Source organism: Stenotrophomonas sp. 169, assembly GCF_014621775.1.
Taxonomy (GTDB): Bacteria; Pseudomonadota; Gammaproteobacteria; order Xanthomonadales; family Xanthomonadaceae; genus Stenotrophomonas.
On the sequence record NZ_CP061204.1, the window covers coordinates 604,854 to 626,816 of the forward strand.

The window sequence follows — 21,963 nt, forward strand, 5'->3', positions numbered from 1 at the left end:
TACGCCGATGTGTAGGCGGACCGTTGTCATGGGCACCCGGCATCGGCTTGGAGGCGGGTCATTCATGAGCCGCCTTCCGCACCCCCTTGCCCTTTTTCGCCGGTGCCCCCGGTAAGGGCTCCAGCAACGCATTCAGGTCACTCTCGCTGAAGCCGGGCCCCGACGCGCTGCCGTTTTCGAGGATCGAATCCGCCAGCGACGCTTTACGCTGCTGCAGTTCGGTGATCCGTTCTTCGATGCTGCCAGCGGCGATCAGCCGGTAGATGAAGACCGGCTTGTCCTGGCCGATCCGATGGGCGCGGTCGCTGGCCTGGTTCTCAGCGGCCGGGTTCCACCAGGGATCGAAGTGGATGACCGTATCGGCCGCGGTCAGGTTCAGGCCGACACCGCCCGCCTTGAGGCTGATCAGGAAGATTGGCACCTCTCCCTGCATGAACCGGCGCACCGGGGTGGCGCGGTCACGGGTGTCGCCGGTCAAGGTCACAAACGCCAAGCCGCTTTTATCCAAGGCCTGCGCGATCAGCTCCAGCATGCGCGTGAACTGCGAGAACACCAGAATGCGTCGGCCTTCCTCCACCATCTCCGGCAGCAGCGTCATCAGCAGGTCGAGTTTGGCTGACCCCTGCGTCCGTGGCGCGGCGTCACCGGGCAACAGGCGTGGATCGCAGCAGACCTGACGCAGCTTCAGCAGTGCGTCGAGCACGACGATGTGGCTCTTCGCCAATCCCTTGCCGGAAACGGCCTCGCGCACCTTCTCCTGCATGGCGGAGCGCACGGTCTCGTACAGGTCACGCTGGCTGCCTTCCAGTGCCACGTGTCGGGTGATTACCGTTTTGGGTGGCAGTTCGGTCGCGACCTGGTCCTTGCGCCGGCGCAGGATGAACGGACGCACCCGCTGCGCCAGCAGCTGGGCGCGCTGGGCGTCAGCGCTGCGCTCGATCGGATGGCGCCAGTGCTGGTTGAACAGTTTCTCGCTACCGAGCAGGCCAGGCAGGACGAAGTCGATGTGGGTCCAGAGTTCGCCCAGGTGGTTTTCCAGGGGCGTACCGGTCAGACACAGCCGGTGCCGGCTCTGCAGCGTGCGCAGGGTGATCGCCGCGCGTGCCTTGGCATTCTTCACCTGCTGGGCTTCGTCGAGTATCAGCAGGTGGTAAGGATGCGCCTGCAGCGCGGCCTCATCCCGCCAGACAAGCGGGTAGGTGGTCAGCACCAGGTCGTGGGCGGGAATCTGTTCGAACAGCGCCTCACGCGCGGGGCCATGCAGGACCAGCACGCGCAGACCGGGTGCAAAGCGTGCGGCCTCTTCCTGCCAGTTGAACAGCAGCGAGGTCGGCATGACCACCAGAGCAGGCCGGTCCAGCCGCCCGCTCTCCTTCTCCAGCAGCACGTGCGCGAGGGTCTGCAGTGTCTTGCCCAAGCCCATGTCATCGGCCAGGATGCCGCCCAGTTCCTGCTGGCGCAGGTACTGCAGCCAGGCCAGGCCGTCCAGCTGATAGGGGCGCAACACGGCTGCCAGTCCGACCGGTGCCGCAACGGCTTTCGGCGTGGGTTCCCGCAGCAGCCGTTGCACCATCGCGCGGGTATCGACGGCACCGCGCAGCTGCAGGCTTCCGGACTGTTGCAGGGCCTGCAGGCGCCCCCTGTCGCGCGCGGAAATCCGCAGCGGTCCCGCCCCTTTGCCGAGCAGGTCGCCGAGCAGGGCAACGACGGGCTTCAACCGCTTGGCCTGGAAGGACAGCGCACCGGCGTCGGTGGACGCAATCAGGATGCGTTCGTCATCGTCGATCGCATCCAGTGGCCCACGCGTCCAGCGCGGATCGCTCTGCAGCAGCTGCGCCAGCATCGGGGCGAGTGCCACCGTCTGGCCATCCACCTCGATGTCCAGTGCGACCGTCATCCAACCCGCTGCCGTTCCGTCGAGCTCTACATCCCAGAGCACGCTGTCCACCACGGTGATCCGATGGCGGAAATCCTCCGGTACGGTGATCACCCACCCCAGCGCCTGCAGCTTGGGCAGCTCGTGCAGCATGAAGCTGCCCCAGTCGTAGGAGCGCAGGTAAAAATGGGGCCCGGCCCCGCTGAGCAGGGCCGGTGAATGGGGATGGCGATGCAGCCCGCTGCGGCGAAGGTCGCTCTCGCGCCTGGCTTCCTCGGCCGTGTCGCGTGGCAGCAGCTCAACGGTTCCGTCCTCACCGCGCACGAAGCGCGAGGGATCCTCCAGGTGCTTGAAGTGGTCGCCATAGGCGAAGGAGACGGTGGCGAACTCGAGGCGTTGCGCCTGCCCTCTGCGCGCACCCCACGCATGTTGCTGTTCTTCGGTATGCAGCATCAGGTGCGGAATCATGCCGTCGACCTGGGCGATGGGTAGCGCATCAGCCGTGGCCGGCGGGAGGGGCAGGGCAGCGTCCAGCTGCTGGAGCATCTGCGCAGTCAGCGAATGTTCGTCGGGCAGCAGGGGCAGCAGATCCCGTGCGCGCGGCGCGTTGGTCATGCCATTCCGACAGGCGGGTGAGCAGCTCGGCGCGCACCGGTTGCGCATCCTGTGGCAACCCCACCTCGCTTTCTTCCTCGGGCCCGTGCAGGGCCCGCATCATGACCGCGGCCACATGCTTGCAGTTATCGCCCACCGGACAGCTGCAGCGACCGTGCAGACGACTGAGTGGGTTACGCAGGCTGGTCCGCAGGTCGATGGCAACGCGATAGGGCCGAACGTCCGTCCCCTCTACTTCGGCGCGCAGCATCTCCCCATCCGTGCGCAGGTCATGCACCCGATCCAGGTAGGCCACCGCCTTGGTGATGGTGCGGTCGTCGAGCCAGCGGTACAGATCAACTTCATTGAACGGGGCGGGCATCAGCAGTGGTCCAGCAGGTCGGCACCTGGCAGCACATCAGAGTGCAGGCCGTGCCCGGGATCATCAGTTTACGAACTGTGCCCATCGCGGCAAATGCTGCGTCGCACCCCAGCCGTGCAGCGGGGTGCCGGTAGAATGCCGTCATCCTTACCGTGCGGAACAGTAATGCCATGGATATTCCCGGTACCGGCAGCAAGCATGACAAACGACATGCCAGCGCGGCGCTCGCGCTGCAGGGCGTGGTCGCAGACGGCCAGACCCTTGCCGTGGGCGGCTTCGGCCTGTGTGGCATCCCCGAGGCCCTGATCGCCGCATTGCGGGACAGTGGCGTCACCGGCCTGACCGTGATCTCCAACAACGCTGGCGTGGACGGATTCGGCCTTGGGCAACTGCTGGCCACCCGGCAGATCCGCAAGATGATTTCGTCCTACGTGGGCGAGAACAAAGAGTTCGAGCGGCAGTTCCTGGCCGGTGAGCTGGAGCTGGAGTTCAACCCGCAGGGCACGCTGGCCGAACGCCTGCGCGCCGGTGGCGCGGGCATCCCGGCGTTCTTCACCGCCACCGGCTACGGCACGGTAGTGGCCGAGGGCAAAGAAACCCGCGAGTTTGATGGCCGCCACTACGTGATGGAAACCGCACTGCGTGCGGACGTGGCGTTGATCAAGGCGTGGAAGGCGGACGAAGCCGGTAACCTGGTGTTCCGCCGCACGGCGCGCAATTTCAATCCGGCGTGCGCGATGGCCGGCAAGGTCTGCATCGCCGAGGTGGAAGAGGTGGTGCCGGTGGGCAGCATCGACCCGGACCAGGTGCACCTACCCGGCATCTACGTGCATCGCATCGTGCACAACGCGCATCCTGAAAAGCGCATCGAACAGCGCACCGTCCGTACGGAGAACACCTGACATGGCCTGGACCCGTGACGAAATGGCGGCCCGCGCCGCGCGCGAACTGACCGACGGTGCGTACGTGAACCTGGGAATCGGCCTGCCGACCCTGGTCGCCAATCATATTCCGGACGGCGTCGATGTCTGGCTGCAGTCCGAGAATGGCCTGCTCGGGATCGGCCCGTTCCCAACAGAAGCCGAGATCGATCCGGACCTGATCAATGCCGGCAAGCAGACAGTGACCGCGCGCGCCGGTGCCAGCTATTTCGGCAGTGACGACAGTTTCGCGATGATCCGCGGCGGGCATGTGAACCTGGCCATCCTGGGCGCCATGCAGGTGACCGATAGTGGCGACCTGGCCAACTGGATGGTGCCCGGCAAGATGGTCAAGGGCATGGGCGGTGCGATGGACCTGGTGGCTGGTGTGCAGCGCGTGGTGGTGCTGATGGAGCACACCGCGAAGAACGGCGAACACAAGATCCTGAAGGACTGCTCGCTGCCGTTGACCGGGGTGGGCGTGGTCGACCGCATCATCACCGACCTGGCAGTCTTCGATGTCACCGACGCCGGACTGGTGTTGGTGGAAACCGCGCCGGGTGTGGAAGAGGCCGAGTTGCTTGAAAAGACCGGCGCGCCGTTCAAGCGCGCCTGACGACCTTGCTGTTCCCACAGGACCTGCCCGATGCCGATGTCCGCCACCTTCCGGGGTGGCTGCCGTCGGCACAGGCGCATGCACTGCTGGTCGCACTGCTGCACGACATACCGTGGGAAGTCCATCGCATCCGCATGTTTGGTCGCTGGGTCGATTCGCCCCGGTTGAGCTGCTGGATGGGCGATCCGGAGGCCCGCTATCGCTATTCGGGCGCTGACTTTCAGCCCCATCCGTGGAGTGCACTGCTGCTGCCGGTGCGCGATCGGCTGCAGGATGCGCTGGGTGCGCGTTTCAACAGCGTGCTGCTGAACCGGTACCGCAACGGCGCAGACAGCATGGGCTGGCACAGCGATGATGAGCCGGAGTTGGGGCATGCACCGGTGATCGCCTCATTGAGCCTGGGGGCATCACGACGCTTCCTGCTGCGGCGACGCGAAGAGCATGCGCGAAAGGCCGAGTACCTGTTGGGCAACGGTGACCTGTTGATCATGTCGGGCGCTACGCAGCGGCACTATCAGCACGCGTTGCCAAAAGCCGCGGGTGAGCAGGCTGAGCGTATGAACCTAACGTTCCGCTGCATTTTGCCGACGAGCTAGATGCGTGCGGATGCGGATCGTTTCTACGCTTCAGCGGATCAGGTCGACTGCAGCTGACAGAACACCTCGACCGAAGCGCTGATAGTTGCCTGCAAACAATTCTTCAAGCACCACAGGGATACGGCGGAAACGGGACAGGGGAAGGTTGGCCCGGTTCGTTATGTGTTGCTGCTTCTGCTTGATCAGTGCCCGGATGGATGCAGGCAAGTGAAGCTGTTGCGCGCGAGTCAGCAGGTCGGCTGAAAGATCCTGTTGCAGATGCTGCTGGCGTCTCTCGGCAGGGCGCAGTGGATCGTTGCCACCCAAGCCAAGCTGATTACTGTCGTGGAGACGATAATCGACCAACGGAGAGTCCAGGGTGTCTACGTCGCCACGCATGGCGGCCAATGTCACGATCCATGCATCGTGCACCCATCCTGACTCAGGAAGCGGCAGCGCGTCGGCCAGCACGATGTGACGAAATGCCATGGTGGCGCCGGTGACCATGTCACGCTTGAAAAGCAGGGTCAGCCCGGCGCCCTGATGCATCTGGCGCACCTCGCGTGTACCCACTTTCAGCGACCGGAACAGGCTCCGTGGCAGCACCTTGCCGTCCCCATCAATCAGCCGCGCATTCGTGTGCAATGCAAGCAGTCCAGGCCGCATCTCGAACTCCGCACAGATGCGCGCCAGCTTGTCCGCATGCCAGACATCATCCTGATCGCACAGGAAGATGACCTCGCCCGTGCACGCGCGCAGCGCGCCATCGAAGTTGCATCGGTAGCCGACATTACGGGCATTGACCTGCAGGTCCACCGAGATCCCCAGCGCTTCTGCCACGGGCACAAATGCGCGCAGGATCTCAACCGTTCGATCGCCCGACACGTCATCGCGGATGACGATCTGGTCCGGCAGTCGCGTCTGTGACAACAGGCTGTCCAGCTGCTCCTGCAGGAAGCGCTCGCCGTTGTAGGTACAGACCGCAATAGACGTCGAAAGAGGCATCAAAAGGACCAGACAGGGCAGGCCCGGATTATGCCATCGCCGGTCCGTGGCTGCCGGCCAGCGGCCGGCACGACCGGATCCTCAACGCAGCAGACTGGCGTCCGTATCCTGCTGCCCCGTCGTCAACGCCCAGCCCACCACCTCCGCCGTCAGCGCGTTCATACCGCGCTCGAATGCGGCCGCGACGGCCGGCACGTCGGTGCTGCCCACCGGCTGTTCCTGGCGGAACGTACGGTCGGCCACCACGCGCTGGTCCACGACGTGAATCAGCTTGGTGTTGATCTCGATCAGCACCGTCGGTGTCGGCTGGCCCCGGTAGTCCGATTCAAACCGGCGGATATCGGTGGCGAGGCGGTAATCGGCACGAATGCCGGCGGCGGATCGGGCCACGCCGGCAATGCGGCCGGAATCCTCAAAGCCGCGCAGCAGCGCGTCTTCCATCATGTCGGTGGCCGGCTGTGCCCACGTGGCACCGCTGTAGATTTCCAGCTCGGCCGGCGTAGGCCGCACGTTGATGCGCGGGCTGTCGACCATGCGCGTCGCGCTTGGCTTGGACAGCACCAGCTGCCAGGCCACGGTCGGCCAGGAAGGATCGACCTTGACCTGCAGGGCAGGCGCATAGATGGTCACGGCGTTGCGATCGCCGCCCGCCAGGATCGAACAACCGGCCAGGCTGGCCAGCAGGGCTGCCGGCAGCAGCAGGCGCATCAGGGACAGGGATGGCATGCGGTTCATTCGGGTTCGAACTCCTTCGGTGCGTCGCGGCCAAGCAGGTAGCGCGCGGGGTTGTTCTCAAGACGGTCGCTGACCCGGCGCAGATCGCGGATCAGCCCGCGCAGTTCGGTCAGGGTCGGGCCCAGCTGGCCCAGGCCATCGCTGGCAAAGCTGTTGATCGCTGCGCGGTTCTCGCCAAGGATCGAATCGGCATTGCCAGCCGCCGAATCCATCTTGGTCATCGTGGCGTCCAGCTTGTCGATGATGCCCGGCAGCTGCTGCACCAGATTCTGATCCAGACGCTTCATGGTGCCGTTGGTGGTCTTCAGGGTTTCATCCAGGCTGCGTGCGGCATTGCGCGCGCTGAGCAGCAGGGCCTGGGTACCCTGGTCGCGGTCGGCGAGGCCGCCGCTGATGGTTTCGATGTTGGCCAGCGTGGCGTTGATCGCGGCCACGTTGCGGTCGCTCAGCACCTGGTCCATGCGCTCGACGATGCGGTTGGCCACGTCGGTGATGTTCTGCAGCGCCGACGGCGTGGTCGGGATGATCGGGTACGGATCCTTGTTCACCGAGGTCAACGCTGGCGACTGCGGGGTGCCGCCACTGAGCTGGATGATCGACGGGCCGGTCAGGCTGGTGATGGCCAGCTTGGCGCGGGTGTCGGTCTTTACCGGGGTGGTGGAGTTCAGGCGGATCTTGGCGACCACCTGGCGCGGGTCATCCGGCACCAGGCTGAGCTCGGTGATCGAGCCCACCGCGATGCCGTTGTACTGCACCGGGCTGCCGACGGTCAGGCCGGTCACCGCTTCACGGAAGACCACGCGGTACTCCTGCCAGGTCCGGTCGGACGAGTATTTGGCTGCCCACAGGCCAAAGGCCAGCAGGGCCAGGCCGGTGATCAGGGTGAACGCGCCGATCAGCACGTAGTTGGCTTTTGTTTCCATGACTCAGGCACTCTCGGTCTGTTCGCCGCGCGCGGCACGCGCACGAGGTCCGTGGAAATATTCCTGGATCCACGGATGGTCCAGTTTCTCGATCTCGGCCAGCGGTGCGTTGGCCACGACCTTGCGGTCCGCCAGCACCGCCACCCGGTCACAGATGGCATACAACGTGTCCAGATCGTGTGTGATCAGGAATACAGTCAGGCCCAGCGCTTCCTGCAGGGTCTTGATCAGGCGGTCGAACGCGGCCGCGCCGATCGGGTCGAGTCCGGCGGTGGGTTCGTCCAGGAACAGCAGCGGCGGGTCCAGTGCCAGCGCACGTGCCAGGCCGGCACGTTTGCGCATGCCACCGGACAACTGCGATGGCAGCTTGTTGATCGCATCCGCCGGCAGGCCGGCCAGTTTCACTTTCAGCAGGGCCAGCTCGTAATGCCAGCGCTCCGGCAACTCGCGATGGTGTTCTTTAAGCGGCACCTGCACGTTCTCGCCCACGGTCAGCGACGAGAACAACGCGCCATCCTGGAACAACACACCGGTGTTGCGCTGGATGTGCAGGCGGCTTTCGGCGTCACCGCCGCGTGCATCCCGCCCCAATACTTCGATCTGCCCTTCGTCCGGGGTACGCAGGCCCAGGATCGAGCGCATCAGCACCGATTTACCGGTGCCCGAGCCGCCGACCACGCCCAGGATCTCGCCGCGACGCACGTCGAGGTCCAGGTCTTCGTGCACAGTCTGCGTGCCGAAGCGATTCACCAGCCCGCGCACGCGGATCGCGAGGTTGCCCTCATCGCCGCTGCGTTCGTCGTCGGCGGGAGCGGGAGTAGCGTTCAATTCGTCCACGGTCACCAGCCCACCTGCATGAACCACAGCGCCGCGAAGGCGTCGAGGATGATCACCAGCGAAATGGCCTGGACCACGCTGGACGTCGTGCGCTCACCGACGGACTGCGCGGTGCCTTCGACTTTCAGGCCTTCCAGGCAGCCGATCAGGCCGATCACCAAGGCGAACACGGGGGCCTTGGACAGGCCGACCAGCATGTTGCGTACTTCCATCGTGTCGTACATGCGCGCGATGTACATCTGCGGCGGGATATCCAGGTCGAAGGCGCCGACGGTGATGCCGCCGGCCAGGCCAGCGATCATCGCGATGAAGGTCAGTAGCGGCAGCGTAATGAGCAGGGCCACGATGCGCGGCAGCACCAGCAGGTCCATCGGGTCCAGGCCGAGCGTGCGCATCGCATCGATTTCCTCGCGTGCCTTCATCGCGCCGATCTGCGCGGTGAACGCGCTGGCGGTGCGGCCGGCGAGGACGATGGCGGTCAGCAGTACCGCGAACTCACGCAGGAAGGCGATGCTGACCAGCTCCACCACGTAGATCTCCGCGCCGAAGTCGCGCAGGATCGTCGAGCCCAGGAAGGCGATCACCGCGCCGACCAGATAGGAGAGCAGGGCCACCAGCGGGACGGCGTCCAAGCCGACCTGTTCCATCTGGTGCACGGTGGCGGTCAGCCGGAATCGACGCGGTTCCTTGACCAGCCGGGCACCCTTGACCAGGCTTTCGCCGAGGAAGCTGGCCAGCGCGACGATGTTCTGTCCGGTAGCGTGCATGCTGCGGCCCAGACGTTCCAGCGCGGCCAGTACGCCGAGATCGCGTTTCTTCTTGGGCCGGTCGTCGGCCACCTCTTCGATGGTGCTGACCAGGGCTTGATGGTCCTCGCGGAACTGCACGGCATCGGGCTGCAGGTCAGCGCGGTGCGCGACCCGCAGCAGTTGCAGCACGCCGGCCGAGTCCAACTGATCGATGCCGGTGGCATCGATACGGGTCAGCGGTTGGGGCAGGTCGCGCAGGACCTCGGCCGACTGCAGCGCCGTATGCAGCGTCCAGCGTCCGGACAAGCGGATGCTGCCGGGCTGGTCGGCGTCGATTTCGATCTGGGGTGCGGTGTCGGTGGTCATGGTGGGCATCAAGGATGCAGCATAGCGTGTGCATGTCGCATGCAGCGTAGGTCCTGTCCGAATGTCCTTCTGCACGGGGCGGGGCTGGGTGATACTACCGCGCATGCCTGTCGACGCCTCTCCCATCACCTCGCCCCCGGCCACCTATGCGCAGCGGGTAGCCTTCGTCTGCGAAATCGCCGGACGCCTGCACAGCTATGGAACGACGGCGCAGCGCCTGGAGGCGGCCGTTGTGGCGTTGGCGCAGCAGCTGGGGCTGGATTGTGAGCCGTGGTCGAACCCGACCGGCATCATCCTCAGTTTCAGCGACCCGGCCAAGGCCATCGGCTCCAGTGACATCACCCGGGTGATCCGCCTGGCACCGGGCGAGAACGACCTGCACAAGCTCAGTGTGGCCGATCGGATCGCCGAGGATGTGGCCAACGGGCGCATGAGCCTGGCGCAAGGGCATACCGCGCTGCGCCAGCTCGATGCCGACCCCGGCATGCGCGGCAAGATCAAGGAAGTGCTGTCCTACAGCCTGGGCGCGGCCGGCGTGGCGGGCCTGTGGAAGCTGCCTTGGCTGGATATCGCGACCGCTGGCGTGATCGGCCTGCTGATCGGCCTGTTGGGGCGCTGGACCAGCCAGCGCGCAGCAACCAAGGAAGCCAGTGAAGCGTTGGCGGCGCTGCTGGCGGGCCTGGTGGCGACGCTTGTGGCGACTTACGTGGGTGCGTTGAACCTCAACACAGTGGTGATCGCGTCGTTGGTGATCCTGTTGCCGGGTATGTCGCTGACCAACGCAGTCAATGAACTGGCCAGCCAACATTGGGTGTCCGGCACGGCGCGGGTGGCCGGTGCGCTGACCACGATCATGAAGCTCACCGTCGGCGCGATGATCGCGGTGACGCTGGCTGACGTGATCGGCCTGGATCCGGTAGTGCGCGCGTCGCGTCCGCAGGGGGCGTGGGTGGAATGGAGTGCGCTGCTCATCGCTGCGATCGCCTTCGCCATGCTGTTCAAGGCCAGTCGTCGGGACTTCCCGTGGGTGCTGGCGGCCTGCGTGGCGGGTTATGCGATCTCCAAGTTCGCCGGCCATGCGTGGGGTGCGCCTGCGGGCATCTTCCTGTCGGCGATGCTGCTCACCGCGGCGGGCAATCTGTTTGGTCGCGTGGTGCAGCGGCCGGGAGCGATCATCCGCCTGCCGGGCATCATCATGATGGTGCCCGGCAGTACCAGTCTGCGCGGGGTGCTGACCTTGGTGCAGCAGCAGGATGTGGGGGCGGGGCAGGGGGTGTTCCTGACGGTGCTCAACGTGGTGATGGCGCTGGTGGCGGGGTTGTTGTTCGGCAATCTGCTGATACCGGCGCGCAAGACGTTGTAACGGGGGCGAACGGGCTGGGTCCCCTCGCGGCTGGCAGCTTGTTTGGTAGATGTCCGGGGCAGGGCCGGGCGGGGAGGCTATGCGGGGCACGCGCAAGTACGTCCATGTAGCTCTTCGCGGCTCCTGCCGCTCAAGGCCCCGCACAGCCTCCCCGCCCGGCCCTCGGACACGATCCGGTGACTGCCAGGCCGCGTATGAAAGAGAGATGGGGCATAAAAAAACGCCGGCTTCGCAGCCGGCGTTTTTCAGATCGATCGGCCTTTTCAGGCTTTCTTGATCAGGTATTCCTCGACCTTCTTGCCCTTGCTCGTCAGCTCGGCCAACCAGCGCGGCTGCTTGCCACGGCCGGTCCAGGTTTCCTTGGTGTTGGCCGGGTTGCGGTACTTCGGTGCCACCTTGCCCAGCTTGCGGCCGGCGGTTTTCGACGGGGCCTTGGTCGCGGCCTTGCGGGCACGCGGGGCGGGGGCGCCACCGAACAGTTCTTCGATGCTGTAGCCCTCAACCTTCGCCAGCTTTTCCAGCTGTGCGCGCACCTTGGTGATCGGGCGGCGCTTGGCGACGATGGTCTGCTGCTTCTTGGCGGTGCGGATCAGTGCGCCAAGTTCGCGTGCCGACAGACCGGTCAGATCAATACTCATGCAGTGCTCCAGATAATAGGGAAGGGTCTGCCAGTCCGTGGCTCGGGCCCAAGAGTAATGCGCATTTCCGGCAAGCACAAACAAAATCGTGAATCGGTGAGGGCGATGGGGAAAATGAAAAGGCCGGGATAATCCCGGCCTTTCATCATTAACCCAGCAGTTTGCGCATCAGGCTGTCGCGATCCAGGCTCTCCGCCTCGGTCGCCCGGCGCGCGCGGTATTCGTAAGTGCCGGCAGCCAGACCGCGTTCGGATACGACGATGCGATGCGGCACGCCGATCAGTTCCATGTCCGCGAACATCGCGCCGGGACGCAGGCCGCGGTCATCCAGCGCCGCGTCCAAGCCGGCCCCGCGCAGGCTTTCCAGCAGTTCGCCTGCCGCCGCCGCGACGGTCTCGTCGCCCTTCGGATTGATCACGCAGACCACTACCTGCCACGGCGCCATCGCGTCGGACCAGATGATGCCGGCGTCGTCGTGATTCTGCTCGATCGCCGCAGCGACGATCCGCGAGATACCAATGCCGTAGCAGCCCATCGTCATCGCCGCGGCCTTGCCATTCTCATCCAGCACCGTGGCATTCAATGCCTGGGCGTACTGGCGACCCAGCTGGAATACATGGCCCACTTCGATGCCGCGGGCGATTTTCAGCTCGCCGCCGTCGCGTGCGCGGTCACCGGCGCGCACATTGCGGATATCGGCGATCTCCGGCTCCGGCAGGTCACGTCCCCAGTTGACGCCGGCAAGGTGGAAGCCGGCCTCGTTGGCCCCGACGACGAAATCGGCCAGTGCAGCGACTTCCGGATCGGCGATGACGCGGATGCCTTTGCTCGGCGCCACCGGCCCCAGGAAACCGGGAATGCTGCCGAGGTAATCGGCGATCTCCGTTTCGCTGGCGAACCGCTGGTCAGCCAGGCCGGCGACCTTGGACAGTTTGATTTCATTGACCTCGTGGTCGCCACGGACCAAGGCCAGCACGAAGCCTTCGGCGGTCATCAACGCCACCGACTTCACCGTGCGCTGCAAAGGGAGACCCAGCAGCGCAGCCACGTCCTCGCAGGTTTTCTGCGTGGGCGTTTCCACTTTGCGCAGAGACTCGCTGGCCGCTGCGCGTGCAGCAGGTTCGGCCGCGATGGCGGCTTCCATGTTGGCGGCGTAGTCCGAGCCGGTAGAGAACACCAGCGCGTCCTCACCGGAATCGGCGATGACGTGGAACTCCTGCGACGCGTCGCCCCCGATGGCGCCGGAGTCGGCCTGCACCATGCGGAAATCCAGGCCGAGGCGGGTGAAGATGCGGGTGTAGGCCGCCTTCATGTTCTCGTATTCGCGCACCAGGTCGGCGTCATGCAGATGGAAGGAATAGGCATCCTTCATCAGAAACTCGCGCGCGCGCATCACGCCGAAACGCGGGCGGATCTCATCGCGGAACTTGGTCTGCACCTGGTAGAAATTGACCGGCAACTGCTTGTAGCTGGCCAGCTCCTGCCGCGCGAAATCGGTGATCGCTTCCTCGGCGGTGGGGCTGTAGCAGAACTCCTGCTCCTTGCGGTCCTTGATCTTCAGCAGCTGCGGGCCGAACTTTTCCCAGCGGCCGGTGGCCTCCCACAGCTCGCGCGGCTGGATGGTGGGGATCTGCAGTTCGACCGCACCGGCACGATCCATTTCCTCGCGCACGATGCGCTCGACCTTGCGCAGCACGCGCAGGCCCAGCGGCGACCAGGTGTACAGGCCGGAGGCGAGCTTGCGGATCATCCCCGCGCGCAGCATCAGCCGGTGGCTGGTCAGCTCGGCGTCGCTGGGGGTTTCCTTGGTGGTGTGCAGGTGGAACTGGGACAGGCGCATCGTCGGCATCATCTAACGGCGGAAGCCGTTATTCTGCCAGCCCGGCGCCTGCCGTGGGGATCGGCCCGTGCTCAGGCCTGCGGACAGTAGGCCTTTGCGGCGGCTTCGGCGAGGGCGCGTTGGTTCTGGCGCTGGGTATCGTCCAGCGGGCTGTCCGCCTTGCCATCGCCGTCGGTGTCCTGCATGACCGCGCCGCTGCCATCGAGCAGGGCCAGGTTCGCGCGCGCCGTGGCGCACTGCGGGGCAACCGGGGTTTCCGCCGGTGCAGCGCTGGCGGGCACACGGCTTCCGGGATCGCCGGTGATCTGACGGGTTTCAAACTTCTTGCCCGGCGGCGGATTCTCCGAATACTGGGTTACCCCGTTGGCATCCTTCCATTTATAGACCTGGCCAGCCAGGGCGGGGGACGTGGCCAGCAGCAGGAAACTCAAGCAGATCAGGGTACGCATGACGACTCCGGGCCGGGCTGGCGGGAAAGCGTGATTGCAGCACTGCCGCCGTCGGCTGGCAAGTCGATTAAACTCGGGGCATGGATCCCATTACCCCCCCGCCCCGCTCGCGCAGCATCTACCTGCTGCCCAATCTGTTCACCACGGCGGGCCTGTTTGCTGGCTTCTACGCCATCATCGCCGCCGCCAACGGTGATTTCGTCTACGCCAGCATCGCGGTGTTCGTCGCGGCGATCATGGATGGGCTGGATGGCCGGGTCGCCCGGCTCACCGGTACCAGCAGCGAGTTCGGCGTCCAATACGATTCGCTGGCCGACCTTGTCAGTTTCGGCATGGCACCGGCGCTGGTGATGTACCACTGGTCGCTGTCGTCGTTGAAGTTCGATGGGGAACTGCTGGGGCGGGTCGGCTGGGCGGTCGCGTTCCTGTACGCCGCGTGCGCCGCGCTGCGTCTGGCACGCTTCAATACCCAGGTGGCCGTGGTCGACAAGCGCTGGTTCGTCGGCCTCGCCAGCCCGGCTGCGGCGGGCCTGATGATGTCGTTTGTCTGGGCATTTGCCGATGGGCAGCTCGGCTGGAGTGGTGATCAACTGCGTTACGTCGCCTTGGGCGTGACGCTGGTCGCGGCCCTGCTGATGGTCAGCCGCATCCGCTTCTGGAGCTTCAAGGGCGGTGGGGCGAAGGGCCCCCGCGCTGACCGTGTGCCGTTCCTGGTGCTTGCGCTGTTGCCGATCGGCATCGCAATCGCGGTGATCGACCTGCCCCGCGTGTTGTTCGCGGTCGGCATCATTTATGCGTTGTCAGGTCCGGTGATGTGGGCCCTGCAGCGCCTGCGCAAGCGTTCGGACGCAGCGTGAGCGGGGGCGCGTCGGCCGTGTGGACGCCTGCCCAGCAAGCCTGGCTGCAGGCGATGGGCTACACCGTGCTGCACGACAGTGCACTGGCCGTGGCATTGGAGGCTGTTGCCGCTACCCATGCCGATGCCAGCGACGGTCCACGGCCGCCGCAGCTGTCCGACGATGCCGTCCGCATCAGCGTGGCGCCCATGGCCGTGCCGCCCCGGCGTGCACCGCCCGCGCCGGTGGACGAATCTGCCGATGGCAAGCCACGCCCACCGCCGCGGCCCCGCCCGGCTGCTCCGGTTGCCCAGGTAGCGCAAGAACCCATAGCGCCCGGGAGCGTGACCGGCACGCCCCGCCAGCCGGCCGTACGCCTGCCTGACCGCCTGCAGATGGCGCTGCTGCGTGCCTCTGGCTGCAATCCCAACGACCCGGCGACGCAGGCCTTGATGGAAAGCTGGCCGCTGGACACCCTGCGCGGCAATGCGGCGGCCAAGCGCGCGCTGTGGCCGCAGTTGCGCGCGCTGCGCCGGAAGCCGGGCGCATGAGTGCGTTGATCAGCCCGGGACGGGCCAGCCTGCGTGCGCTGCGCGAAAGTGATCTCAATGCCGTCATGGTGATCGAGGTGCGGGGTTATCCCTATCCGTGGACGCGCGGCATCTTCCTGGACTGCCTGCGCGCGGGCTATCCGGGGCTGGCGTTGGAGGAAGATGGGTTGCTGATGGGCTATGCGCTGTTGAGCATCGCCGCCGACGAGGCGCACCTGTTGAACATCTGTGTGGATCCATTGAGCCAGACCGGTGGACGGGGGCGACTGCTGCTGCGGGCCATCGTCGGCCTGGCCCGCGACCGCGGCGTGCGCCGCGTGTTTCTGGAAGTGCGCCCGTCCAACGCACCGGCGCTGGCGCTGTACCACAGCGAAGGCTTCAACGAGATCGGTCGTCGCCCTCGTTATTACCCCGCCGCAGAGGGGCGCGAAGACGCGCTGGTGATGGCCATCGAGATAGTGGCCGATGGCATCGACACGATGCCACCGCTGTAACAGGCAGGGTCGGAGGATAGCGCCGACCGGTAGAGCCGACTTCAGTCGGCTGACGTTGACTACCAGCCGACTGAAGTCGGCTCTACCACGGTCAATCGCCGCGCCGAACCCGCCGTCGTCCATCCGACACGGTACCCGCGCCGCACCCAGCCGTTACCCCCCACCCACGGCACGCGCGCGGTCGCCAGTAGCGCCGAGCCATGCTCGGCGAGCGCAGCGGTCCACCGAAGCCCGTGACGGCCAGCGGCGGTCACCCGCCGGATGATGTTCGTCACCCGCTGATCCCGGATTCCTTCAGGACGGGACCCGCAGCAGGATCACGCCGGCGACGATCACCCCACCTGCTATCCATCGTCCGCGCGGTACGCGTTCGCCCAGAAGAAACGCAGAGATCAGCAGCGCGAACAGGATCGAAGTTTCGCGCAACGCCGAGACCATCGCGACCGGCGCCTGGGTCATGGCCCATAGTGCGATGGCATATGACGTCGTCGTGCCGATGCCACCGATCAAGCCCAGCCGCCAATGCGCGCATACATGTGCACGCAACGCGTCACGCCGCTGCATGAGCGCGCGCATGGTCAGTGGCAGGCCTGACAACAGGAACAGCCACAGGGTATAGCTGAGCGCATTGCCGGACAGACGTGCACCGTGGGCGTCGACCAGCGTGTAGGTCGCGATCATGCAGGCAGTCAGCAGCGGCAGTCCCCAATGCGCCCTGTGGGTTCCCAGCGCCATGCCGAGGATGCCGATGCTGACCAGCACGATGCCACTCCACGCCGATAGCGGCAGTTGCTCGCCGTGAACAAGAGCCGCCATGGCCACGAGGATCGGCGCACAGCCGCGCATGAGCGGATAGGCCACACTCATGTCGACCTGCTGGTAGCAGCGGGCAACCAAGGCGTAGTAGGCGACCTGCAGGGCAACCGAAGCTGCGAGCCACGGCCAGCTGCGTGCATCTGGTAGTGGCAGGAAGGGCAACACGACCGCCGACAGCAGCGCGGCGCTGGCGGTGATCACTACGGTGCCGAGCTGTTTGTCGGGCCCGCGTTTGACGATGGCGTTCCAGCTGGCGTGGAGGGCGGCGGCGACCAGTACCAGCAGGAAAGTGGAGAGTGGCATCGTCGGGATGATGCCATGCCATGTCATATCGGTAGCGCCGAGCCATGCTCGGCGAGCGCAGCGGTCCGCCCGAAGAGCGTGACGGCCAGCGGCCGTCACCACCGCCAGCGCCTTACAGCTTGGCGCGCTGCTCCTGCAATCCGGCCAGCTGGGTGGTCCATTCGACCAGGCGCACACGCTCCTGCTCGACCACGGCAGCGGGCACCTTGTCGGTGAACTTCGACAGCTTCACTTCGCTCTTTTCCTTCTCGGCCTGCACGCGCACAAGCTCCTTGTCCAGGCGCGCGCGCTCCGCATCCAGGTCCACCAGACCTTCCAACGGCACCAGCAGCTTCAGCTCGCCGACGATGGCCGCCGCTGCAGGCGGGGCCGATTCATCGGCAGCCAGCCACTGGATGGTCTCCAGTTTCAGCAGGAAGGACAGCGACGCGGCGAAACGTTCGATGCGCACGCGGTCCTGTTCCAGCCCGGCCTGCAGCCGCAGCGGTACCAGCTTCGACGGTGCGACATTGAGCTCGCTGCGCACGCGGCGCACGGCGCTGATCACGGCCTTCAGCCATTCCACGTCGGCCTCGGCCTGGGCGAAATCACCCGCGAACTCATCCGCCGTGGGGTAGGGGCGCAGGGACAACGAATCCCCGGCGATGCCCAGGCGCGGCGCGACCTGCTGCCACAGCTGTTCGGTGATGAACGGCGTCAACGGGTGCAGCAGGCGCAGCAGCGCTTCCAGTACGTACAGCACGGTGTGGCGGGTGCTGTCTGCATCCGCTATGTCGGCACCATTCAATGCCGGCTTGCTCAGCTCCAGGAACCAATCGCAGAATTCATTCCACGCGAACTCGTACAGGCACTGCGCCAGCAGATCGAAACGATAGGCCGCGAAGTGCCCATGCGCTTCTGCGGTGGTGGCGGCCAACCGCGCGAGGATCCAGCGCTCGGCGTCGGTGCGCGGCTTGGGCGCACCGGAGAACGAGGCGCCTTCGGTGTTCATCAGGGCGAAGCGGCTGGCGTTCCACAGCTTGTTGCAGAAGTTCTTGTAGCCCTCGGCACGGTTCATGTCGAACTTGATGTCGCGGCCGTGGGTCGCCAACGCGGCGATGGTGAAGCGCAGTGCATCGGCGCCGTGAGCGGCGATGCCCTCCGGGAATTCCTTGCGCGTGGCCTTGCCGATCTTCTCGATCATCTTCGGCTGCATCAGGCCACCGGTGCGCTTGGCCACCAGGTCGTCGATGGAAATGCCGTCGATGATGTCCAGCGGGTCCAGCACGTTGCCCTTGGACTTGGACATCTTCTGGCCCTGGCCGTCGCGGATCAGGCCGGTGAAGTAGACGTCCTTGAACGGCACTTTGCCGGTCAGGTTGTCGGTGGCCATGATCATGCGGGCCACCCAGAAGAAGATGATGTCGAAGCCGGTGACCAGCACCGACGACGGCAGGTAGCGGTCAAAGCCGCGCTCGGCCATCGCCTGTTCGTTCGGCCAGCCCAGCGTGGAGAATGGCCAAAGCTGCGAGGAGAACCAGGTCTCCAGTACATCGCTTTCCTGGTGCAGCGCCACGTCGGCGCCCAGCCCGTTCGCCGCACGCACTTCGGCTTCATCGCGGCCCACGTAGCAGGCGCCGGCGTCGTCGAACCACGCCGGGATGCGGTGGCCCCACCAGAGCTGGCGGCTGATGCACCAGTCCTGGATGTTGGTCATCCAGTGGCGGTAGGTGTTGATCCAGTTCGGCGGCACGAAGCCGATGGCACCGCTCTCCACAAGCTCCAGACCACGCCGCGCCAGTTCGTCCATCTTCACGAACCACTGGTCGGTCAGGTACGGCTCGATCACCTGGTTGGTGCGGTCGCCACGCGGTACCTGCAGTTTGTGCGCCTTGGTCTCGACCAGGATCGCCAGGTCTTCCAGTTCGCCCAGCACGGCCTTGCGCGCGTCGTAGCGATCCAGACCGCGGAAGCGTTCCGGTGCGTTCTCGTTGATCGCGGCCACCGGGGTGAACAGATTGATCATCGGCAGGTTATGGCGCAGGCCGACCTGGTAATCGTTGAAATCGTGCGCCGGCGTGACCTTGACCACGCCGGTACCGAACGCGCGGTCCACGTAGTCATCGCCGATCACCGGCACGCTGCGGCCGGTCAGCGGCAGGGTGACGCTGCGACCGATCAGGTGCAGGTAGCGCGCATCTTCGGGGTGCACCATCACCGCGGTGTCGCCCAGCAGCGTTTCCGGGCGCGTGGTGGCGACCACCAGGTAATCACGGGTCTCGCGCAGGGTTTCGACGCCATCGGCATCGTGTTCGACGTGCTCGTAGGTCAGCCCGTCGTCGAGCTTGTAGGCGATCGACCAGAGGAAGCCGTCTTCCTCGGCGCTCTCCACTTCGAGATCGGAGATGGCGGTCTTCAGCACCGGATCCCAGTTGACCAGACGCTGTCCGCGGTAGATCAGTCCCTGTTCGTGCCAGCGCACGAAGGCTTCGATCACCGCCTGCGACGGCTGCGGGTCCATGGTGAAGGTGCTGCGCGACCAGTCGGCGGACGTGCCCAGGCGGCGCATCTGCCGTTCGATGGTGTCACCGGACTGCTGCTTCCATTCCCACACCTTGCCGATGAAGCCTTCGCGACCCAGCGAGTCACGTGTTTCCCCCTTGCCTTCCTGCGCCAGGTTGCGGCTGACCACCATTTCGGTGGCGATGCCCGCATGGTCGGTACCCACCTGCCACAGCGTGTCGTAGCCGCGCATGCGGTGGTAGCGCACCAGGGCATCCATCAGGGTCTGCTGGAAGGCGTGGCCCATGTGCAGCGTGCCGGTGACGTTCGGCGGCGGCAACAGGATGGTGTACGGCTCGCCCTTGCCCGACGGCTTGAAGTGGCCAGCCTTTTCCCAGGCATCGTAGGTGTCCTTCTCAAAGGACGTCGGGTCGTAGCTGGAGTCGAGTCGGGTCATGCGGGGCAACCAGAAGATGTTCGGGGGAGGATCAGGGCGAGCGGCCGGCGCATCAAGGGCAGCGCCGGGCCGGTGCCCGGTTTACATATCGTGCTTGGACAGCTCGTAACCGGCGTCCTTGTACTGCCGCCAGCGCTCGCGCAGGGGCTCACGCGCGTCCGGATCGGCCGGAACCACTTCCAGCACCCGGTCGCATTCGCCCATCCACGGCGTATCGCGCAGGTTGATCACCAGCGGGCGCACCGGCTCTTCGCCACCGGGCACGGCGATCAGCACCAGCGCTTCTTCTTCGTCCATGTCTTCGCCGGCGATCTGGTGCGGGATGTAGGCCTCCGCATCGAAGGACCACAGCAGCTCGTCCAGTTCTTCGGCCTGGGCCTGGTCACGCGCCAGTACCAGGGTGAACAGCCCGGCGTCGTTGGCCTTGCGCGCCAGCTCGCAGACCAGGCGCAGGGGCTCGGTCAGGAAGCGGGGCTTGGCGATCAGGTAGAAATCAGCGCGGGGCATGGCGGCATCCGGGTGGCAGGCGAAGGCCCGGCACGGGCCGGGCGATGTCATGGCCGGCACAGGGCCGGCCACAGAGACAACAGTGGATCAGGCGCGGGCCGCCTGGTCCAGCAGCCACTGGCTCAGCAGGCCGACCGGGCGGCCGGTAGCCATGCCGCGCTTGCCTTCATCGCTGGCGACGCCGGCGATGTCCAGGTGGGCCCAGCGCTGGCCTTCGGTAAAGCGTGCCAGGAAGCAACCAGCGGTGATCGCACCGGCCCAGCGACCGCCAATGTTGTAGACGTCGGCAAAGCTGGAATCCAGCATCGGCTGGTATTCATCCCACAACGGCAGGCGCCAGGCGCGGTCGAATACATGCTCACCGGCGGCCAGCAGCTCGTTGGCCAGGTCGTCGTGCTTGGTCATCAGGCCAGCGGTCTGATGGCCCAGGGCGACCAGGCAGGCACCGGTCAGGGTGGCCACATCGACCAGGGCCTGCGGCTCGAAGCGCTGCGCGTAGGTCAGCGCGTCGCACAGGATCAGGCGACCTTCGGCGTCAGTGTTGCCGACTTCGATGGTCTTGCCCGACATCGAGGTGATGACGTCGGACGGGCGGTAGGCGTTGCCGTCGATGGCGTTTTCGACCGCCGGCACCACCACCACCAGGTTCAGCGGCAGCTGCGCCTTCACCGTGGCCACGAAGGTGCCGATGACGTTGGCGCCACCGCACATGTCGAACTTCATTTCTTCGATGCCGCCCTGGGTCTTCAGGTTGACGCCACCGGTATCGAAGGTGATGCCCTTGCCGACCAACACGTAGGGCTTGGCATCGCCGCCGTTGTTCCACTTCAGCACTACCAGCCTGGGCCGGTTGGCCGAGCCGCGTGCCACGGCCAGCAGCGAGCCCATGCCGAGCGCTTCCATCTGCGTCTCGTCCAGGATCTCGGCCTCGGCACCGTCGTGCTCACCCGCGAACTTCACGGCCACGTCAGCCAGATGGGCCGGGTTGCAGAAGTTCGGCGGCAGGTTGCCCAGCTCACGGGCGAACTCCACGCCGCTGGCGATGGCACGGCCCTGCAGCAGGGCGGTTTCGTCGCTGCCGGCGATGGCCAACTGCTGCAGGCCGGCCTCTTCGGCCTTCTTCTTGCCGAAGGTGGCGGTATAGCGGTAGCTGGCGTGATCAGCCGCGATGATGGCCTGGCGGATCGCCCACGCGGCGTCGCGGTCTTTCACCGGCAGATCGACCAGGGTGAACAGCGCACTGCGGCTGGCGCCGGTCTTCAGCGCGCGCACCGCGTCGCCGATGGCCTTCAGGTACTGCGGCACGCCGAAGCGGGCCGCCTCGCCGAGGCCGACCACCAGCACGCGCGGCGCAGTGACGCCCGGCAGGTCGTGCAGCAGGGTGGTGGCGCCGGTCTTGCCGGACAGGTCACCGCGCTGGGCAAGGGCTGCCAGGCGACCGCCACTGGCAGCGTCCAGCGCCTGTGCGGCGGGCGACAGGGTATGGTCGGCATAGGCGCCGATGACCACGCAGTCCACCGCAGCGGAGGTGGGCGAGGAGTGGTTCAGGGTGAATTCGAGGGCCATTGATCAGATTCCGTAGGCAAATCCGTACAATCGCGGACCGTTTACGTCCAGCCGTTAGACTGGGCGGACCCGCGAACGAACCTG

Annotated in this window: 20 protein-coding genes and 1 pseudogene; 7 read left to right on the plus strand and 14 right to left on the minus strand. The window is 65.9% G+C overall.

The genetic code is table 11. The features are described 5' to 3' along the window. Positions 1–58 precede the first annotated feature (58 nt). Positions 59–2,491, minus strand: a complete 2,433-nt coding sequence (locus ICJ04_RS02570) for a DEAD/DEAH box helicase (protein ID WP_223202969.1) — start codon at positions 2,489–2,491, stop codon at positions 59–61. Next, on the minus strand, positions 2,373–2,852 hold the full coding sequence (locus ICJ04_RS18220; RefSeq protein ID WP_223202970.1) for an SWIM zinc finger family protein: 480 nt from the start codon (positions 2,850–2,852) through the stop codon (positions 2,373–2,375). The genes ICJ04_RS02570 and ICJ04_RS18220 overlap by 119 nt, the downstream gene beginning before the upstream one ends. A 170-nt stretch (positions 2,853–3,022) precedes the next feature. Here ICJ04_RS18220 and ICJ04_RS02575 point away from each other — a divergent pair, with 170 nt between their 5' ends. The 3 genes from ICJ04_RS02575 to ICJ04_RS02585 are packed head-to-tail and all read left to right on the plus strand — an operon-like array spanning position 3,023 to position 4,984. Then, positions 3,023–3,754, plus strand: coding sequence for a CoA transferase subunit A (locus tag ICJ04_RS02575; protein ID WP_188326006.1), 732 nt, complete (start codon positions 3,023–3,025; stop codon positions 3,752–3,754). 1 nt (position 3,755) lies between these two features. Next, positions 3,756–4,388, plus strand: coding sequence for a CoA transferase subunit B (locus tag ICJ04_RS02580; protein WP_188326007.1), 633 nt, complete (start codon positions 3,756–3,758; stop codon positions 4,386–4,388). A 5-nt stretch (positions 4,389–4,393) separates the two neighbouring features. Further along, positions 4,394–4,984: an alpha-ketoglutarate-dependent dioxygenase AlkB gene (locus ICJ04_RS02585; protein WP_188326008.1), complete on the plus strand. Its 591-nt coding sequence runs from the start codon at positions 4,394–4,396 to the stop codon at positions 4,982–4,984. A 30-nt stretch (positions 4,985–5,014) separates the two neighbouring features. On the opposite strand, the gene ICJ04_RS02590 is transcribed toward ICJ04_RS02585, so the two are convergent. The 5 genes from ICJ04_RS02590 to ICJ04_RS02610 form a co-directional block, all read right to left on the minus strand. Beyond that, positions 5,015–5,968: a glycosyltransferase family 2 protein gene (locus ICJ04_RS02590; protein ID WP_188326009.1), complete on the minus strand. Its 954-nt coding sequence runs from the start codon at positions 5,966–5,968 to the stop codon at positions 5,015–5,017. A gap of 81 nt (positions 5,969–6,049) precedes the next feature. After that, positions 6,050–6,694 carry an ABC-type transport auxiliary lipoprotein family protein gene (locus ICJ04_RS02595; RefSeq protein WP_188327174.1) on the minus strand — a complete coding sequence of 215 codons (645 nt, stop codon included), beginning with the start codon at positions 6,692–6,694 and terminating at the stop codon, positions 6,050–6,052. A 5-nt stretch (positions 6,695–6,699) separates the two neighbouring features. Continuing rightward, positions 6,700–7,626, minus strand: coding sequence for an MlaD family protein (locus ICJ04_RS02600; protein ID WP_188326010.1), 927 nt, complete (start codon positions 7,624–7,626; stop codon positions 6,700–6,702). A gap of 3 nt (positions 7,627–7,629) precedes the next feature. After that, positions 7,630–8,454 carry an ABC transporter ATP-binding protein gene (locus ICJ04_RS02605; protein ID WP_188327175.1) on the minus strand — a complete coding sequence of 275 codons (825 nt, stop codon included), beginning with the start codon at positions 8,452–8,454 and terminating at the stop codon, positions 7,630–7,632. Between the two features lie 11 nt (positions 8,455–8,465). Then, positions 8,466–9,587 carry an MlaE family lipid ABC transporter permease subunit gene (locus tag ICJ04_RS02610; RefSeq protein ID WP_188326011.1) on the minus strand — a complete coding sequence of 374 codons (1,122 nt, stop codon included), beginning with the start codon at positions 9,585–9,587 and terminating at the stop codon, positions 8,466–8,468. Between the two features lie 94 nt (positions 9,588–9,681). On the opposite strand from ICJ04_RS02610, the gene ICJ04_RS02615 reads away from it, so the two are divergent. Continuing rightward, positions 9,682–10,941 (plus strand): threonine/serine exporter family protein, encoded by a 1,260-nt coding sequence (locus tag ICJ04_RS02615; RefSeq protein ID WP_188326012.1) that lies wholly within the window; start codon positions 9,682–9,684, stop codon positions 10,939–10,941. A 275-nt stretch (positions 10,942–11,216) separates the two neighbouring features. On the opposite strand, the pseudogene ICJ04_RS02620 reads toward ICJ04_RS02615, so the two are convergent. The 3 genes and pseudogenes from ICJ04_RS02620 to ICJ04_RS02630 form a co-directional block, all read right to left on the minus strand. Next, positions 11,217–11,579 (minus strand): annotated as a pseudogene (locus ICJ04_RS02620) (H-NS histone family protein); the annotation flags it as partial. Positions 11,580–11,727: 148 nt separating this feature from the next. Beyond that, on the minus strand, positions 11,728–13,419 hold the full coding sequence (locus tag ICJ04_RS02625; RefSeq protein WP_188326014.1) for a proline--tRNA ligase: 1,692 nt from the start codon (positions 13,417–13,419) through the stop codon (positions 11,728–11,730). Positions 13,420–13,490: 71 nt separating this feature from the next. Next, positions 13,491–13,868 carry a DUF4124 domain-containing protein gene (locus tag ICJ04_RS02630; protein WP_188326015.1) on the minus strand — a complete coding sequence of 126 codons (378 nt, stop codon included), beginning with the start codon at positions 13,866–13,868 and terminating at the stop codon, positions 13,491–13,493. Positions 13,869–13,948: 80 nt separating this feature from the next. On the opposite strand from ICJ04_RS02630, the gene pssA reads away from it, so the two are divergent. The 3 genes from pssA to rimI are packed head-to-tail and all read left to right on the plus strand — an operon-like array spanning position 13,949 to position 15,749. Beyond that, positions 13,949–14,725: a CDP-diacylglycerol--serine O-phosphatidyltransferase gene (pssA, locus tag ICJ04_RS02635; protein WP_188326016.1), complete on the plus strand. Its 777-nt coding sequence runs from the start codon at positions 13,949–13,951 to the stop codon at positions 14,723–14,725. Next, positions 14,722–15,255 carry a hypothetical protein gene (locus tag ICJ04_RS02640; RefSeq protein WP_223202971.1) on the plus strand — a complete coding sequence of 178 codons (534 nt, stop codon included), beginning with the start codon at positions 14,722–14,724 and terminating at the stop codon, positions 15,253–15,255. The genes pssA and ICJ04_RS02640 overlap by 4 nt, the downstream gene beginning before the upstream one ends. After that, positions 15,252–15,749 carry a ribosomal protein S18-alanine N-acetyltransferase gene (gene rimI, locus ICJ04_RS02645; protein ID WP_188326017.1) on the plus strand — a complete coding sequence of 166 codons (498 nt, stop codon included), beginning with the start codon at positions 15,252–15,254 and terminating at the stop codon, positions 15,747–15,749. Before ICJ04_RS02640 ends, rimI begins: the two co-directional genes overlap by 4 nt. Before the next feature lie 294 nt (positions 15,750–16,043). Here the strand turns inward: rimI and ICJ04_RS02650 are convergent, their stop codons facing one another. The 4 genes from ICJ04_RS02650 to ICJ04_RS02665 form a co-directional block, all read right to left on the minus strand. Beyond that, positions 16,044–16,868 carry a DMT family transporter gene (locus ICJ04_RS02650; RefSeq protein ID WP_188326018.1) on the minus strand — a complete coding sequence of 275 codons (825 nt, stop codon included), beginning with the start codon at positions 16,866–16,868 and terminating at the stop codon, positions 16,044–16,046. 112 nt (positions 16,869–16,980) lie between these two features. Beyond that, positions 16,981–19,806: a valine--tRNA ligase gene (locus ICJ04_RS02655; RefSeq protein WP_188326019.1), complete on the minus strand. Its 2,826-nt coding sequence runs from the start codon at positions 19,804–19,806 to the stop codon at positions 16,981–16,983. Positions 19,807–19,887: 81 nt separating this feature from the next. Next, entirely contained in the window at positions 19,888–20,313 is a 426-nt protein-coding gene (locus tag ICJ04_RS02660; protein ID WP_188326020.1) for a DNA polymerase III subunit chi, read from the minus strand. Between the two features lie 87 nt (positions 20,314–20,400). Next, positions 20,401–21,879, minus strand: a complete 1,479-nt coding sequence (locus tag ICJ04_RS02665) for a leucyl aminopeptidase (protein ID WP_188326021.1) — start codon at positions 21,877–21,879, stop codon at positions 20,401–20,403. Between the last annotated feature and the right edge of the window lie 84 nt (positions 21,880–21,963).

Excerpts from the sequence above, each read along its gene's own strand:
- ICJ04_RS02580 (WP_188326007.1), top strand. The coding sequence starts at position 3,756 with ATGGCCTGGACCCGTGACGAAATGGCGGCCCGCGCCGCGCGCGAACTG.
- ICJ04_RS02615 (WP_188326012.1), top strand. The coding sequence starts at position 9,682 with ATGCCTGTCGACGCCTCTCCCATCACCTCGCCCCCGGCCACCTATGCG.
- ICJ04_RS02650 (WP_188326018.1), bottom strand. The coding sequence starts at position 16,868 with ATGCCACTCTCCACTTTCCTGCTGGTACTGGTCGCCGCCGCCCTCCAC.
- ICJ04_RS02595 (WP_188327174.1), bottom strand. The coding sequence starts at position 6,694 with ATGCCATCCCTGTCCCTGATGCGCCTGCTGCTGCCGGCAGCCCTGCTG.
- ICJ04_RS18220 (WP_223202970.1), bottom strand. The coding sequence starts at position 2,852 with ATGCCCGCCCCGTTCAATGAAGTTGATCTGTACCGCTGGCTCGACGAC.
- pssA (WP_188326016.1), top strand. The coding sequence starts at position 13,949 with ATGGATCCCATTACCCCCCCGCCCCGCTCGCGCAGCATCTACCTGCTG.
- ICJ04_RS02590 (WP_188326009.1), bottom strand. The coding sequence starts at position 5,968 with ATGCCTCTTTCGACGTCTATTGCGGTCTGTACCTACAACGGCGAGCGC.
- ICJ04_RS02600 (WP_188326010.1), bottom strand. The coding sequence starts at position 7,626 with ATGGAAACAAAAGCCAACTACGTGCTGATCGGCGCGTTCACCCTGATC.
- ICJ04_RS02630 (WP_188326015.1), bottom strand. The coding sequence starts at position 13,868 with ATGCGTACCCTGATCTGCTTGAGTTTCCTGCTGCTGGCCACGTCCCCC.
- rimI (WP_188326017.1), top strand. The coding sequence starts at position 15,252 with ATGAGTGCGTTGATCAGCCCGGGACGGGCCAGCCTGCGTGCGCTGCGC.
- ICJ04_RS02655 (WP_188326019.1), bottom strand. The coding sequence starts at position 19,806 with ATGACCCGACTCGACTCCAGCTACGACCCGACGTCCTTTGAGAAGGAC.
- ICJ04_RS02665 (WP_188326021.1), bottom strand. The coding sequence starts at position 21,879 with ATGGCCCTCGAATTCACCCTGAACCACTCCTCGCCCACCTCCGCTGCG.
- ICJ04_RS02660 (WP_188326020.1), bottom strand. The coding sequence starts at position 20,313 with ATGCCCCGCGCTGATTTCTACCTGATCGCCAAGCCCCGCTTCCTGACC.
- ICJ04_RS02610 (WP_188326011.1), bottom strand. The coding sequence starts at position 9,587 with ATGCCCACCATGACCACCGACACCGCACCCCAGATCGAAATCGACGCC.
- ICJ04_RS02570 (WP_223202969.1), bottom strand. The coding sequence starts at position 2,491 with ATGACCAACGCGCCGCGCGCACGGGATCTGCTGCCCCTGCTGCCCGAC.
- ICJ04_RS02625 (WP_188326014.1), bottom strand. The coding sequence starts at position 13,419 with ATGCGCCTGTCCCAGTTCCACCTGCACACCACCAAGGAAACCCCCAGC.
- ICJ04_RS02575 (WP_188326006.1), top strand. The coding sequence starts at position 3,023 with ATGGATATTCCCGGTACCGGCAGCAAGCATGACAAACGACATGCCAGC.